The organism is Nostoc sp. UCD121 (assembly GCF_014222285.1).
Lineage (GTDB): Bacteria > Cyanobacteriota > Cyanobacteriia > Cyanobacteriales > Nostocaceae > Nostoc.
The window spans coordinates 17,503-32,306 of the sequence record NZ_JACKZS010000081.1 but is presented as its reverse complement, the minus strand read 5'-3'; the positions used below and the strand labels follow the sequence as shown (position 1 = coordinate 32,306).

Below are 14,804 nucleotides of genomic sequence, written 5' to 3'. Positions count from 1 at the left end.
TTCAAGGTTCAGTATCCCTTTTCGCGAGTCGCTTTTAAGCTCTCCGCTTCAGGCACTTATTCAATATAGCGAACACACCTCCTTGTGTCAACCATTTTTTCCAAAATTCTTTTGGATCGTTTTTCTATCGCCATCAAAGCCTTATAGTGTAAGAGTTTTAAGCTATAGTATTCCTGGAAGTTACTAAGGAAGCAATATATTTGTGAGCAGTTCTGGTGTTTTACCGCCTTGGCTGGTTTTAGATCCTCTTTTGCGTGGCTGGTTGTTGGAGGATATTGGCCGGGGCGATCGCACAACAAATACGTTATTAGTAGAAGATGTGACGCTAGGCTCGGCTAAATGGATAGCTAAAGCTTCAGGGATAATTGCTGGCTTATCGGTTGCAGCTAGGGTGTTTCAGATTTTGAATGAAAAAGTCAGCTTTGCGGCGGTTGCGCCTGAAGGTACATGGTGTGAGTCGGGACAGGTGGTAGCTGAAATTCATGGTTCGCTGGATGCGCTACTGATGGGGGAACGAGTTGCTCTCAATTTGGCTATGCGGTTGAGTGGGATTGCTACGCTCACTAATATATATATAGAGAAAATTGCTGATTTACCTGCTCAGTTGGTGGATACGCGTAAAACTACACCAGGATTGAGACTGTTAGAAAAGTATGCGACTGCTGTGGGTGGAGCGATTAATCACCGTATGGGATTGGATGATGCAGTGATGATTAAGGATAATCACATTGCGGCGGCAGGTGGAATTGAAAAAGCAGTTAGCCGTATTCGTTCTCAAATACCTTATCCCTTGACAATAGAGGTAGAGACTGAAAGTTTAGAGCAGGTGAAAGAAGCTTTGAAGCACAATATTGACATTATTATGTTAGACAATATGCCTGTGAATATGATGCGTGAGGCGGTGCAGTTGATTCGCGAGCGGAATAGCCGGGTGAAAATAGAGGCTTCAGGGAATGTGACTTTAGAGACGATTCGCAGTGTGGCAGAGACTGGTGTTGATTATATTTCTAGCAGTGCGCCGATTACTCAGTCGAAGTGGTTAGATTTGAGTATGAGGATTGCACTTTAGATAAGTAAGGTGAATTATTTTATTACAAAGTTTGTATAGTCTTGGGTTTTTGAAGGATAAAATTTCACTAAAAAATAAGAGTGTTGAAAGTTTTGAACCCGGGGATTGTTCGAGTTCTGTTTAGGAGATTGTTGTGGTGAATCCTGCTATAAAGCGGTCTTTGTTGACCAAGTTGTGAGGGTCTACCACTTCTTATAAGATACAAGGTTAGTTCTTGTTCCTGATACTGTTGGCAAAATATAACTTTATACTTTAAAGCACTAAAAAACTTGATTTTTTTGTAGCTTGGTTTGCTAAGGGAAAATCAATATTTTTATAAACGACAAGTTTATCGTTGAATTACAATATTAATAAATAATTCGCCAATAGCATCAGGAATTAAACCCAACCTAGCCTTAGAATTTTTGTATCTTATAAAGCAAGCCTTTTTTTAACTTCCTCAGCCAAATCTACCAATAACACTTCTACTTGCTCACCTGTTTTCAAATCTTTCAGGGAAGACTTTTGTGTTGCTGCTTCCTCAGAACCAATAATTACACAAAATTGAATTCCTTGTTTATCGGCTAGCTGAAATTGTTTACCCAAGGGACGCTTATCAAAGTTAGTGATAACATTAATCCCACACTGACGCAGATGTTGCGAAACTTTTAAATAAGTTGGCATTAAATCTTCTTGCATATTCACTACCATAACCTGGGCTGGTGTAGCAGATAAAGTACTAAGAATACCAGCTTTTAACAATCGACTAATTAAGCGAGTTAAACCAATAGAAATGCCTACACCAGGCATTTTTTCACCCAAGAATATCCCAACTAATTCTTCATATCTCCCGCCAGAACAGATGCTACCTAAAGCTTCATGTCCTAATAAGGTTGTTTCGTAAACTGTGCCAGTATAGTAATCAAGACCACGGGCAATGGATAAATCAATACAGAAACGATTCTCGGCCACTCCGAGATTACGCACGCCTGTAATTACCGTTTCTAATTCGCTAATTCCCAGGCTTAATTGCTCGGTTTCTGGCAAGTTTTGGGTGAGATTCTTAAGTTTATTTAATACTTCATCAACAGAACCATCAATTTTAATAAAATCAATAATTTTTTGAGTCTGTTCTCCTGAAACTTCCTCTTTTTCTAACTCTTGTTTTACCTTACTTTCACCAATTTTTTCTAAATTATCAACAATACTAATACACGATTTAATTTTATTTTCAGTAATTCCTACTGACTTAAAAAAACCTGTAAGAACTTTACGATTATTGATGCGAATCAAAAAATTACCAATATTTATTGATTCAAATATCTCAGTGATAATTGCAGGCATTTGAGCATCATAGAGCAAGCTCAGTTCACGACGAGCAACTACATCAATATCACACTGGCGGAACTGACGAAAACGCCCATCTTTCGCGCGTTCTCCTCGAAAAACCACATCCATTTGGTAGCGGGCAAAGGGAAAGGTTAACTCATTCAGGTGACGGGCAATATAAGCTGCTAAAGGAACTGTTTGATCAAACTTTAATGCTCTTGCTTCCGAACCCGTTTCGCCCGATTTATCTCTCTCGGCTTGTCGATTTGGTGGCAGAATGGGGTCAATGCCATAAATGATATTATCGCCTTGATTTCCTTTAGCTTGCAGCACTTCTAAACGTTCTACAGCAGGTGTTTCTATGGGCGTAAATCCATAGCTTTCAAAAACTCTACGGATGATATCTAGCAAATATAATTCTAGACGCTTTTCATTAGGCAGAAATTCTGGGAAACCACTAGGAGTAGAAAAGTTTATTTTGTCACCTTTTGCCATACTTGTACCTTACTAAGTTGAAATTTGAGATGAAAGCCTAAGCATTTGAAGCTGTGGCTACACAAACAAAGTCCGCCTGCGCGGACTAGAGAATAATGATTGATGATCTCGGAAAACAGAAATTACTATCTTAGCCGTTCTTCTTGAATTAAGGTGCGTTGAAAGATTTTATTATTCTTAAACCAATGCCAAGTACGGGCACGATTATTGCTGTCGGGACTAATGTAGATCATTTCGTATAAACTTATTTCTGGGTTAGTTTTATAACTAAACCACAAAATCACAACAGAATCATCAATTTCCCAGGCTTTTCCTTGGATGCGCTCGGTGTCAAACCAGAGTTTATTATCTTTATAGCTTCCTGGAAATTCATGCTTTTCTTCTTTCCCATCAGACCACTTGTAGCGATTGATTTGATAGTAGGGATGAGGGCCATTTTCTGGAAATTGACAGCTTAAGTAAGACTCATAACTGTCGAGGATTTTTCCTGTTGTATCAATTAATGTATAAGTTCCTACCCAATCTCCCTCATGACGGGCAAGTACGGGCATTCCTTCTCGAAGATTAGACATTACAATTCACCTCTCAAAAACTTTGAATAACGGATACAACACAAGCGAACTACCTACATTTAACGCCGGGGTCAGTAAGTGACGGACTCAAACCGCAAGTTCCCTTTATGTTGTAGCAGGACGCAAATCATTAGTAATTTCTCGTACTAGTGTTTGAGTCACACTAGGTTCCACGCCGCAAAACTTATTATATAATGCTGTATGTAGTACTAACAATTCGATTTAGCACTCTGCTTTTCTAGCTTGTATGGACTAATTTTTGAATTCTACACACAACTAATTGTCCACTAATTATACAAGTTAAATTTGGAATTGGTACAAAATGAAATGGTGCGTTACGGTTTTAAGCGTAACGCACCATACTTAATATTTAATATTTACCAATTTTCTCTTGCGTATTAGTAAATACCACTTTCTCGATTTAGTTGTTCATCATGCTTGGCTATGACCCAAATTGCATGAATACTGCCGGGTAGCCAGCCTAGAACTGTGAGCAAAATATTGATAAACAATGTAGGGCCAATTCCAACTGTCAGGAAAACGCCTAAAGGAGGCACTAACAAACCTAGAAGATAACGAACTAATTTCATGATTTTGCTGTATTTTTGTGATTTTCTTTAGTTACATTCTTTGAAGATACAGATTTAGTAAATCCACCTTCAGATATTTTTTATGGAGTAGAAAATTGATGAAATTACTATTTCTACCCCTTTTAATATTTATCTAGAAGGTAATTCATTTTGGCTTTTTACATCACCACTGCTGGTTAAAAGGTTTCTTTCAACAAAGTAGTTATTAATGAAAGTGTTAGCAAAGGTTAGAATCACTGGCCCAAGAAGGAAACCAATAATCCCACTGACTGAGAAACCAGGAACTAGCACTGCTGCTAACCAAAAACATAAACCGTTGACGACGAGCGAAAATGCTCCAAATGATAGAAAGTTAAGTGGTAGGGAGAGAGCAGACAGTACTGGTTTAACTGAACCGTTAATTAGACCAATTACTAAAGCGGCAATCAAAGCTGCGGGGAAATTAGCAATATTAACGCCTGGAACAACTAAATCAACAATCAACAGGCTCAAAGCTGTAGCTAGGGCGGTTAATAATGGTGTCAACATTTTTCTGACCTAATCTTTTTTGTTTGTAACTTCTTATCTCATCTTTAACTATGTGCCAGGCTTTCACCTCTCTTGCAAGATAGAATTTCCTTCTACCATTAGGTCTATTATTGAGAAAACTATAGTTAGTGGTTATCATATTGATGCGCCCCTACTGTGATACCATATTTTCAAGGGTGCGTTAATTTTTTTGTTTAATGCACCCTACGAATTTAAGATTAATTTAATCAGATTTTCCAGACTCAGGCTTATAGTAAAGGGCTGACTTATATAAGACTTGTTCTTGATGGGTTTCTAAAGTGCAATGAGACAAGGGGTAAGTTACACAAGTAACAACATAACCAGCTTGTATTTCATTTGGGCGCAGAAATTTCTGCTCGCTTTGATTAACTTCACCGCTAATGAGTTTAGCAATACAAGCAGAACATTCGCCTTGTTTACACCCAGATGGTAGACGGATACCAGCTTCTTCTGCTATATCCAGAATATATTGATCGTCTGGTACTTGAATGGTGCGATCTAACCCAAGTGTAGGATTGATGAATCGAACTTGATAAACTACCATCTGCTGTTTCTAATTATTGTTTAACTGTTTTCATCGACAAACTAATCCGCTTCAGCTTCTCGTTGATTTCTAACACCTGCACTTTAACTACTTGTCCGACTTTGACAACTTTGTTGGGATCGTCTACAAATCTATCAGTAAGTTGGGATATATGCACTAAGCCATCTTGATGTACGCCGATATCAACAAAAGCCCCAAAGTTGGCGACATTTGTCACGATTCCTTCTAGTTCCATTCCCACCTTTAAGTCTCTGATTTCCTTAATTCCTTCTTTGAAGGTGGCATACTTAAACTCAGCACGGGGATCTCTACCTGGTTTTTCTAGTTCGCTGAGGATGTCGCGCAGTGTGGGTTCGCCGACGTTATCAGTAACGTATTTCTTCAGGTTAGTCTTTTTGAGTTTTTCGGCAATTTGTGTTACCTGATTTAATGGCACATTTAGATCAGATGCGATCGCTTCTACTACAGAATAACTCTCTGGATGCACTGCTGTATTATCTAATGGGTTGTCACCGCCGCGAATCCGTAGAAAACCTGCTGCTTGTTCAAAAGCCTTCGGCCCCAGCTTCGGGACTTTCAATAATTGGCGGCGATTTTTAAAGGCTCCATTCTGGTTGCGATAGGCGACAATATTATTGGCAACTGCTGCTGTAATCCCAGAGACGGAAGTCAGAAGTTCTTTGGAGGCAGTATTCAAATCTACCCCAACGTAGTTAACGCAGCTTTCTACAGTATCATCCAATTTCTTTTTCAACAACTTCTGATCGACATCGTGTTGATATTGTCCAACACCAATGGATTTGGGATCGATTTTTACTAGTTCCGCCAAAGGGTCTTGCAAACGGCGGCCGATGCTAATGGCACCGCGCACGGTAATATCTAAATCGGGAAACTCTTCTAGCGCTACAGTACTCGCAGAATATATAGATGCACCAGACTCATTCACCATTACCTTAACGGGTTTACGTTCTATTGTTTGCAATACTTGCGTCACAAATTCTTCTGTCTCGCGGGATGCTGTACCGTTACCGATGGCGATTAATTCAATTTTATACTTTTCAATCAGATTTTTGACTGTTTGTGCTGCTTTCGCGCGTTGTTCAGCCGCTTGGTGGGGAAAAACCGCTTGATATTCCAAAAATTTCCCTGTTTGGTCGAGGACAGCAACTTTACACCCAGTTCTAAATCCAGGGTCTATAGCCAAGGTTGGTTTCATTCCGGCTGGTGCAGACAGCAACAACTCTCGCAGATTAGTTTCAAATGTCTTGATTGACTCTATGTCTGCATAGATTTTTTTCTCAGAAATTACCTCTCCCATTAGAGAGACTTTCATCAAACGGTTGAACGCATCCTTCAACATCGCCTGATAAAAATCACGAATTGGCCGAACTTTGGTTTTAATTTCTTTCGACTCCAGATAGTAAAGTACCGTATCTTCATCGAAAGCGATTTCAAAGCTTAATATTTTTTCGGTTTCACCCCGACACAATGCCAGCATATTATGGGGTGCAATATTTTTTACCCTAATTTGATAGTTACGGTACATCTCAAATTTGGTTGTACCTTCGGGATAATCATCTTTAATGCGGGAGACAAATACCCCTTCTTCTAAAAGATAATCGCGAATATATGACCGTAGTTCAGCCTTTTCAGCGACTTCTTCCGCTAAAATATCAGCAGCACCTTTAAGCGCCTCTTCTGCTGTTTTGACTCCCGTGGTTTCCGAAATATACTTAGCCGCTTCTTCTTCCAAGGAAGCCGTTGCAGCATTTTTGATATTTAAAGATTTGATGAATTCTGCCAGTGGTTCGAGTCCTTTTTCTCTGGCGATAGTGGCGCGGGTGCGGCGCTTTGGCCGATAGGGTAAGTATAAATCCTCAAGTTCGGTTTTTTGTAAGCAGGATGAGATTTTGGCTTTGAGTTCATCTGTGAGTTTACCTTGTTGCGCGATCGCACTTAAAATCACCGATTTTCTTTCTTCCAGTTCTGTTAAATAAGTATATCGATCAGCCAGTTCACGTAGTTGCACTTCATTCATTTCATCGGTGCGCTCTTTACGATAACGTGCAATAAAGGGAATTGTTGCACCCTCCGCCAAAAGTTCCAGCGCGTTTTGCACCTGATGAGGTTTGAGATTTATTTCAGTCGCCAGTAGTTGAGGAATGTTCAGCATTAGGTGTGTAAAATGCAAAAAAATAAAAATGCTACTTCTAAAGGTAATATGCGAGATCCTTATCCTGGCGCAAGGCCAAAGTTTTAGGCTAATTTACCAGATGATTGCTCACAAGAGTACAAGCCGAAGAGACAAAACCCACCGAAGCAAGTAAGTTTTAACCCTATTAATCCGCGTAGATGAAGGAGAGTTTGTACAGCATAGCGCAGCTATCTTGAGTCGGGAACGTGTTAGAACAAACATCACTAAAATACTTATATAATTACACACTTATGTCGTACTAAGTATAGGGTTTTAATATCCCTAATTTGAAAGCTTGTTACATGCAGTATTTACCACAAATGAAGAAGCTATTCCAATACTTTTCGGTTAAGGGGGAAAGGGGAAATAAAGGGAAAGGGTTTGAATTTACTCTTACCCTAAGCCCAGTAGCCTTTCTCCAGACAAATAGAGAGATTATTGGGTTTATCTGAAAAGTATTGGGAGTTATTCGCCAAGCTATTGGATGCTTTATCTGTCGCAATAATTATTCCAATTGGTGTAAGATGCAATATTGCGTAATCTTGATTTTCTATAATATTTATTTCGTTCGACTGTTGTGTCTAAAAGGTGATTGGATGTAAGATTAGCCACAATTACCAAGACAATTTGTTTTATCAACACAATAACTTTTCGTTCAGAGGTTTGCTAAAATGCCTTTGTTTTTCTTGATACCACTGTGTACTGCTTTAGCTACAGGCTACTTATTTAAAAAGAGTACTGATGAAATTGCATATCTTGCAGGTGTATTTGCAGCTATTAGCTTGATTTTAAGTCTAGTATTGGCACCCTGGCAGATTCAGTTTGGCTTGTTAATCACTGTCTTAATCATTACGAACAAGCTTTTGCAGAAAAATGAGTTCAAACAAACTGAAGCTCCAGGAAAACAACCGAGAGCAATTAAATAATCTCAACCAGGACAAAATATTTTTTCTCGACTTTAAACTGCTAAAAACCATAAGACACTTAACCCAGTAATGTCTTTAAAAGCAACACTTGGCAACTCTTGGATGGAAAGACCCTTGATAGATATATGATCTTGACCACTTTTTTACACTCTAGTGTATTTATTATTTACTAATAATGGTAGGCTTTATCTCCTGCTTCAGCCCATCACCTTTATGTTTAGGTTGAATATTGTTGAACTTTTTCATTTGCAAGGCGATGCAAACTTTTAAAAATATATTGATAATCAATTAGCTTTTACGTATATAGCTTGCGCTATCAGAGCAGGCAAGATGCCCGCACCACAATCATATTGAAAAGAATATTAGTACAAATTAAAAGCACAACGCCTTAGTATCAAATAAAGTTTGATCGTAAAATCCAGAAATCGAGTTTTCCATCTTACTTTGTATCATAAGTGACTTAAAATTTTCTGAGATGTATAAAATTTCATATCTTTGTGGATAATATAAAAAACAATTCAGACTATCGATTTTCATCTATGGTGTGTGCTGTATTTAACCAATGGCCTTATGTAATAAAATATACATACTATTGCCCAGGGTTAATTCTGTTTTCTCAAACTTTTAGCTTTACACTTCTAAAGTCTGAAATGAAATCGCTACTTCTGTGAGTTTATTAGCCAGAAAGTGCTTTATAAATGTACAAATAAAAATTCTTAATATATATGGGAAAATTTTGATTTTATGAAGTTTTTGTTTAAGTATATTTTCGGTAAATGAATTTTTGATGAAGTGTGCCGATAAATTTGCAACACCCTTTTCTCGTGGTATTCTAGTAAGTGATTATATGTAACAATAAATTTTGAGTAAAGCTCTAGTTAAAATTACATATAATTAAGAACAATCTAAGCAAGCCTAAGACTAAATGTAAAATATCTCAAATCTGCTTAAATTAACGTAAGCTGTGAGTTAATGGCCAAACGCTAGTTTACATTAGCCTTTAGTTTCGTGAAAAACTCCCTTTGGACATTAAGTAAAATCCCCACAGGCCTGTAAAACGCATTACTTGAGATTAATTCATCTCTCTATTTTCCGGAGCCAAGCAGACTTCTATTACTCATTGTGTTTCTATGTCCAAAAAGACTAAGTATACACACTTAAGCTGAGTACAAGTTTTTATTAGTCGGCTTAGTTACCAGCCGAGGTTACAGATATCTATGTAAGCTTGGAGACTGACAAAGCCCTCAATTTTCGCATATCTGCATCATTTATGACATAGATGTTGCGATCGCACTATAAAGTACTCTGGAAGCATAGCTGGCTGATACGGAAAACTTCTGCAATTCACAGTTGGGTAAAGCCAAACTCGAAATACAACCATAAACACTTGACTTCAATAATACCGGATGCTGCATACAACAACCTTTCTACAAGCTGTATAGTATTTAGTTGCTAACTCTTGGACACAGCTTTCGGTGGTCATTTTGATATCAGTTCCTTCAAAATAGCCTTCTTAATGTTGTTGTCTATTTTATGAGTGGAAGTTGAATTGCACAGAAAGTTATGAACGAAATCAGAAACGTCCAAAACAATAGGCTGTTTACTGGCCGGTTCATAGCTACTATCTCGATTCAGGGAAATGTACGATGAAATCTATATTGGAAATTTCAAACTTTAAAATAATTCCCTATATTATCTTGTTTGTCAGTATTTTATTTAGTATTTCTGGGCAATTGCTCATGAAATATACCATGAGCCATACAGATGGTGGACTATTGGATTGGGTATTTCTTCAAAAATTAGTATTAGCTGTTAGTGTTTATTGCTTGGGGATAGTAAATTGGATACTGGCTTTGCGATCGGTAAAATTGAGTATTGCTTACCCATTAACTAGTTTAAATTATGTCGGTATACTTTTCGGCTCATACTACTTTTTTAATGAGGTAATAACACTAACTCGAATTGCAGGGGTAATTACTATTTTTCTAGGTATTCTTTTAGTAGTTATTCCTCTGAAAAAGCCTATATAAATTTCTCTATAGTAAATTTTACAAAACCTACTATTGGAACATGAACATTATTACTTGGCTACTTTTAATAGTTGTAGTTTTATTCGGAACCACAGCTAACGTATCACTAAAATATGGACTTCATATTTCTAGCCCTACTAAGGAAGCTAACACATCTATTTTAAATCTTTTATTGTCTCGTTATTTTTGGATTTGGTTTATCTGCTATACATTTATGACTGTATTGTGGCTTTATGTATTACGGACAATTCCTCTAAGCCAAGCATTTCCAGTTTTAGGACTAATGTATGCACTAATCCCAATTGCTTCTCACTATCTTTTAAAAGAGCGAGTTGTATTTAGCCAGTGGTTAGGAATATCTATTATTATAGCTGGTGTAGTTCTTGTTGTAAACTGATAGATAAAGGGCCAAATGTTGAGGGTATTAATGTTATTAACAGATTTTGAAGATCAATATCAAAAACATAGCTATAAAAATATAAATTAAATTTATGAATATAGGTATTATTGGCGGAGGCATAACTGGTCTAGTATTAGCCCAACGTCTTGCACATCAAGGACATATAGTAACTGTCTTTGATAGTAACAAACAGCTTGGTGGGCTAACCACATATCATGATTATGGGTTGTTTACTTGGGATCGCTTTTATCACGTTATCCTACCTTCTGACACTCATTTAATAAATTTTCTCAGAGATATTGGGCTTGGAGATAAACTGCGTTGGCATCGAAGTTTAACAGGGTTCTATGACAATAAAAAATTCTATTCTATCAGTAACACTATAGAATTTCTCCGCTTTCCTCTATTTGGACTTATAGGTAAACTCAGATTAGCCTTTACTCTGCTTTATGGCTCACGCCTTAATAACTGGCGGCGCTTAGAGAAGATTTTAGTGGAAGATTGGCTATTAAAACTCGGTGGTAAAAGCACATACGAAAAGCTCTGGAAACCTTTACTTCTATCCAAATTAGGAGAGAACTATAAGAGAATATCAGCAGTTTTTATTTGGGCTTATATCAAACGACTCTTTTCAGCGCGTGATTCTTCATTAAATAAAGAACAACTTGGTTATGTCTCAGGCGGTTATAAAACTGTTTTTGACCATATAGAAAAGTTAATTTATGCGGCTGGAGGTCATATTCACACAGGGGTTGCAGTAGAATATATCGCACCTCATTCAGGTGGTGGAATGTGGGTAGAATTTCAGGGGAAAAAAGAGCATTTTGATAAGGTAATTTTTACTGGCCCAGTTAATATTTTGCAACAAGTTGCTGCTGATGAACTGATAAAAGTTTCCGACACTGGTGAAACAGTAGAATACCTGGGTGTAATCTGCATGGTATTAATTACTCGCAAAGCTTTAGTTCCTTATTACGTCGTAAATATTGCCGATAGAACTATTCCTTTTACCGGAGTCATCGGTATGAGCAACTTAGTTTCTTTGCAAGAAACAGCAGGATATCATATCACATTTTTACCAAAATATATCCTTTCCACTGACCCGTTGCTAAAACAGCCTGATGATGAATTGCGCCAAGTATTTTTTCAAGGTATACGTTTGATGTTCCCAGAACTCAAATCAGATGACATTGTAGCAGCACATATAAATCGAGCTATTAAAGTGCAGCCACTACAAGTTTTAGATTATTCCAGCCTTGTTCCAAAAGTGAGTACCGAAAATGAAGATTTTTTCGTCGTCAATACCTCGCAGTTGGTCAATGATAGCGTCAACAACAACGCAGTTGTGCGACAGGTCGATGAATTTCTCAAGAAATCAACATTGCTGAATTCTTGAAATTTGAGTAATTGGATTTTATTTTAAAAATCACAGGAGGTATTTATGAGTCTTTTTGTTCTTTTACCCGCATACAACGAGCAAGAATCAATTCGCCCCTTGTTCAAAAGGTTTCAGACATTGCAGCAAATCTCTAATATGGAGATAAAACTGATTCTTGTTGATGATGGTAGTAGTGATGCAACTGCTCAGACTGCTTTAAAAGAATCTCAATCACTGGGAATATTACTTAACTTAGTCCAACATCCCAAGAATGCTGGTTTAGGTGAAGCAATTAAAACAGGTTTCAGGACTTTTTTAGAGATTTCTCAAGAAGGCGATTTTTTAGCCGCAATGGATTGCGACAACACTCAACCACCAGAACTCTTAATCAAGATGTATGACACTATGATAGCTGGTAGCTATGATATTGCGATCGCATCTAGATACCGGAAAGGCTCTAAAGTCATAGGTTTATCAAAATTTAGAGAGATAATGAGTTACGGAGCTAGCTGGCTATTTAGAATTGCAGCCCGTGTACCAGGCGTAAGAGATTATACTTGTGGATATCGGCTATATAACCGTACTTTCGTCAGTAAATTAGATATGTATTATGGCGACAATCTATTTACTGAAAGTGGATTTGCTTGCATGATAGATTTACTATTGAAAGCCAAAGCACTTAGACCAAAAATTGCAGAAATTCCAATGGTTTTGAGATATGACCAAAAGCCAAGCGCCAGCAAAATGAAAATTTTGAAAACTATTACTCGAACATTGAAGCTTCTGTATAAAAATCTATTATCTACAGGACAAATTTCCAATCTAGGTCAGACTTTTAATGAGCGAGAAACAGGAAGAATTCCCCTGAAAATGGGAAATCGTAAATAAATTTAAGTAGTGATAGTCTAGATTAAATCAAGCCTTTCTAGGAAACAAGATTGGATATTTAGTAAGAGTTATTCATCAGGAAGTTTCTGTATTCTTACCAAAGTTAGAGTATCTCCTAGTTGGTGATTCCCTTCTTTGAGAAGAGTACTAGTTAAATACATATAAATGCATCTGATTTTACACGGATACTCTCAATACTGCGAATTTACAAAATCTCAGCCCGTCTTTGCGGGCTTTTTTATTGACAAGTTTTTTGAAAGAGGGTTAGGGAAATCCACACCGCTTTTCAAAGAATTGGTCAAGATGACAGTTGAGTAAATTTGCTAGAGTGAACACACCAGGATTTTTCAGTCAAATCTCTGAATTACGCCAGCAGACGAGGCTACCCATGCTTACAAGTACGCTACTTCTCTCGAATCAACTTCCCACCTTACAATATTCCTCTACACCAGAGCGTTTCGATGAAACCTGGGAAGCCCCCCTGGCTACCCTCCTGGGATTAGGACGCGCCGCAGGCGCTGACTTCATCGAATTATTTTTAGAACGTCGCAACTATATTAGTTGTCTTGCAGAAGAGGATTCCATCACTAGTATTTCACCAAGTCTGTCTACAGGTGCGGGAGTTAGAGTATTTCGCGGCAAAGCCGATTGCTACGTTAGCACTAATGACCTTTCCTTTTCCGGTTTGAAAGCAGCTTTAGAAAAAGGTCTGTCTATCCTGGGATTGCAATTACCTGCTCCTAAAGCTTTCATCCCCGAAATTAACCTGGAACTACTGAGAGATTACGCCACCAAAAGAGGTAAAGATTCTTGGCTACCAGTGTGTAGCTCCATCCGCGAAATGGGAGAAGTCCTCCTTGATGGGACTGCTCACCTGAAGCAAAAAGCTAGCCACGTTCAATCACGCCGTGCTACCTATTTTCGGGATTGGCAAGAAGTCTTAATCGCCGCCAGTGACGGAACTTTTGCCCGTGATATTCGCCTCACTCAGTCAGTAGGATTTAACCTATTGTGTGCTGATGGTGCTAATCGTACCTCAATTGGCGATCGCGCGGGTAATACTAGCGATGCCAATTTCTTGAGAACTTGGGATTCTCAACAAGCCGCCGAAAAAATAGCAGAATCTGCCGGCAAAATGCTCTACGCCGATTACGTCGAGTCAGGCACTTACCCGATTATTATGGCCAATCACTTTGGCGGCGTAATCTTCCATGAAGCCTGCGGACACCTGCTGGAAACAACTCAAATTGAACGCAATACCACTCCCTTTGCTGACAAAAAAGGCGAAAAAATTGCCCACGAAAGTTTGACAGCCTGGGACGAAGGGCGCTCTGAAAATGCCTTCGGCACAATTGACATGGATGACGAAGGTATGCCTGCTCAAAGAACCTTATTAATTGAAAAAGGCGTTCTCAAAAACTTCTTAGCAGATAGAACAGGTTCTGCACGCACCGGACACCCCAGAACTGGAAGTGGCCGCCGCCAAAATTATACCTTTGCTGCTGCTAGCCGGATGCGTAATACTTATATTGATTCTGGCGAATATAGCACTGATGATTTATTTGCCTCGGTTAATAAAGGTATTTACTGTAAGAAAATGGGTGGTGGTAGTGTTGGTGCTACAGGTCAATTTAACTTTAGTGTTGATGAAGCTTATTTGATTGAAAATGGCAAAATCACTAAACCGCTAAAGGGAGCAATTTTAATTGGTGAAGCCAAAGAAATCATGAATAAAATTTCTATGTGTTCCCAAGATTTGGAAATTGCACCAGGTTTTTGTGGCTCTGTCAGTGGCAGCATTTACACCACAGTCGGACAACCCCACATCAAGGTTGATTCTATTACCGTCGGTGGACGATAA

At 38.3% G+C, this 14,804-nt stretch carries 14 protein-coding genes; 7 read left to right on the top strand and 7 right to left on the bottom strand.

Annotation, left to right across the window (positions count from 1 at the left end; genetic code table 11):
- Positions 1 to 202 precede the first annotated feature (202 nt).
- Positions 203 to 1,069 (top strand): carboxylating nicotinate-nucleotide diphosphorylase, encoded by an 867-nt coding sequence (nadC, locus tag GNF10_RS18255; RefSeq protein ID WP_185580574.1) that lies wholly within the window; start codon positions 203 to 205, stop codon positions 1,067 to 1,069.
- A 411-nt stretch (positions 1,070 to 1,480) separates the two neighbouring features.
- On the opposite strand, the gene hisS is transcribed toward nadC, so the two are convergent.
- From hisS to GNF10_RS18225, 6 genes are all read right to left on the bottom strand, one after another.
- Positions 1,481 to 2,872: a histidine--tRNA ligase gene (gene hisS / locus GNF10_RS18250; RefSeq protein WP_185592725.1), complete on the bottom strand. Its 1,392-nt coding sequence runs from the start codon at positions 2,870 to 2,872 to the stop codon at positions 1,481 to 1,483.
- 125 nt (positions 2,873 to 2,997) lie between these two features.
- Entirely contained in the window at positions 2,998 to 3,444 is a 447-nt protein-coding gene (locus GNF10_RS18245; protein ID WP_185581902.1) for a DUF3598 family protein, read from the bottom strand.
- Between the two features lie 398 nt (positions 3,445 to 3,842).
- Complete coding sequence (locus GNF10_RS18240) at positions 3,843 to 4,034, bottom strand: YqaE/Pmp3 family membrane protein (RefSeq protein ID WP_114080493.1); 192 nt, start codon at positions 4,032 to 4,034, stop codon at positions 3,843 to 3,845.
- 129 nt (positions 4,035 to 4,163) lie between these two features.
- Positions 4,164 to 4,562 (bottom strand): phage holin family protein, encoded by a 399-nt coding sequence (locus GNF10_RS18235; RefSeq protein WP_185581901.1) that lies wholly within the window; start codon positions 4,560 to 4,562, stop codon positions 4,164 to 4,166.
- Positions 4,563 to 4,785: 223 nt separating this feature from the next.
- Positions 4,786 to 5,127: a 2Fe-2S iron-sulfur cluster-binding protein gene (locus GNF10_RS18230; protein WP_185581900.1), complete on the bottom strand. Its 342-nt coding sequence runs from the start codon at positions 5,125 to 5,127 to the stop codon at positions 4,786 to 4,788.
- 13 nt (positions 5,128 to 5,140) lie between these two features.
- Entirely contained in the window at positions 5,141 to 7,300 is a 2,160-nt protein-coding gene (locus tag GNF10_RS18225) for a Tex family protein (RefSeq protein WP_185581899.1), read from the bottom strand.
- A gap of 692 nt (positions 7,301 to 7,992) precedes the next feature.
- On the opposite strand from GNF10_RS18225, the gene GNF10_RS18220 reads away from it, so the two are divergent.
- The gene (locus tag GNF10_RS18220) at positions 7,993 to 8,247 is read left to right on the top strand and encodes a hypothetical protein (protein ID WP_185581898.1); all 255 of its coding nucleotides are present in this window, start codon (positions 7,993 to 7,995) and stop codon (positions 8,245 to 8,247) included.
- Between the two features lie 1,268 nt (positions 8,248 to 9,515).
- Here GNF10_RS18220 and GNF10_RS18215 read toward each other — a convergent pair.
- Positions 9,516 to 9,662, bottom strand: coding sequence for a hypothetical protein (locus GNF10_RS18215; RefSeq protein WP_185581131.1), 147 nt, complete (start codon positions 9,660 to 9,662; stop codon positions 9,516 to 9,518).
- A 231-nt stretch (positions 9,663 to 9,893) separates the two neighbouring features.
- Between GNF10_RS18215 and GNF10_RS18210 the strand changes: the two genes are divergently transcribed.
- The 5 genes from GNF10_RS18210 (at position 9,894) to GNF10_RS18190 (ending at position 14,804) form a co-directional block, all read left to right on the top strand.
- The gene (locus GNF10_RS18210; protein ID WP_185581132.1) at positions 9,894 to 10,277 is read left to right on the top strand and encodes an EamA family transporter; all 384 of its coding nucleotides are present in this window, start codon (positions 9,894 to 9,896) and stop codon (positions 10,275 to 10,277) included.
- 40 nt (positions 10,278 to 10,317) lie between these two features.
- The gene (locus GNF10_RS18205) at positions 10,318 to 10,674 is read left to right on the top strand and encodes an EamA family transporter (protein WP_185581133.1); all 357 of its coding nucleotides are present in this window, start codon (positions 10,318 to 10,320) and stop codon (positions 10,672 to 10,674) included.
- A 94-nt stretch (positions 10,675 to 10,768) separates the two neighbouring features.
- Complete coding sequence (locus GNF10_RS18200) at positions 10,769 to 12,073, top strand: NAD(P)/FAD-dependent oxidoreductase (protein WP_185581134.1); 1,305 nt, start codon at positions 10,769 to 10,771, stop codon at positions 12,071 to 12,073.
- Positions 12,074 to 12,118: 45 nt separating this feature from the next.
- Complete coding sequence (locus tag GNF10_RS18195) at positions 12,119 to 12,943, top strand: glycosyltransferase family 2 protein (RefSeq protein WP_185581135.1); 825 nt, start codon at positions 12,119 to 12,121, stop codon at positions 12,941 to 12,943.
- Positions 12,944 to 13,331: 388 nt separating this feature from the next.
- Positions 13,332 to 14,804 carry a TldD/PmbA family protein gene (locus GNF10_RS18190; RefSeq protein WP_185581136.1) on the top strand — a complete coding sequence of 491 codons (1,473 nt, stop codon included), beginning with the start codon at positions 13,332 to 13,334 and terminating at the stop codon, positions 14,802 to 14,804.

Coding starts and splice junctions, on each gene's coding strand:
- GNF10_RS18245 (WP_185581902.1), bottom strand. CDS start 3,444: ATGTCTAATCTTCGAGAAGGAATGCCCGTACTTGCCCGTCATGAGGGA.
- GNF10_RS18190 (WP_185581136.1), top strand. CDS start 13,332: ATGCTTACAAGTACGCTACTTCTCTCGAATCAACTTCCCACCTTACAA.
- GNF10_RS18230 (WP_185581900.1), bottom strand. CDS start 5,127: ATGGTAGTTTATCAAGTTCGATTCATCAATCCTACACTTGGGTTAGAT.
- hisS (WP_185592725.1), bottom strand. CDS start 2,872: ATGGCAAAAGGTGACAAAATAAACTTTTCTACTCCTAGTGGTTTCCCA.
- GNF10_RS18205 (WP_185581133.1), top strand. CDS start 10,318: ATGAACATTATTACTTGGCTACTTTTAATAGTTGTAGTTTTATTCGGA.
- GNF10_RS18220 (WP_185581898.1), top strand. CDS start 7,993: ATGCCTTTGTTTTTCTTGATACCACTGTGTACTGCTTTAGCTACAGGC.
- GNF10_RS18195 (WP_185581135.1), top strand. CDS start 12,119: ATGAGTCTTTTTGTTCTTTTACCCGCATACAACGAGCAAGAATCAATT.
- GNF10_RS18240 (WP_114080493.1), bottom strand. CDS start 4,034: ATGAAATTAGTTCGTTATCTTCTAGGTTTGTTAGTGCCTCCTTTAGGC.
- GNF10_RS18210 (WP_185581132.1), top strand. CDS start 9,894: ATGAAATCTATATTGGAAATTTCAAACTTTAAAATAATTCCCTATATT.
- GNF10_RS18215 (WP_185581131.1), bottom strand. CDS start 9,662: ATGCAGCATCCGGTATTATTGAAGTCAAGTGTTTATGGTTGTATTTCG.
- GNF10_RS18225 (WP_185581899.1), bottom strand. CDS start 7,300: ATGCTGAACATTCCTCAACTACTGGCGACTGAAATAAATCTCAAACCT.
- GNF10_RS18235 (WP_185581901.1), bottom strand. CDS start 4,562: ATGTTGACACCATTATTAACCGCCCTAGCTACAGCTTTGAGCCTGTTG.
- GNF10_RS18200 (WP_185581134.1), top strand. CDS start 10,769: ATGAATATAGGTATTATTGGCGGAGGCATAACTGGTCTAGTATTAGCC.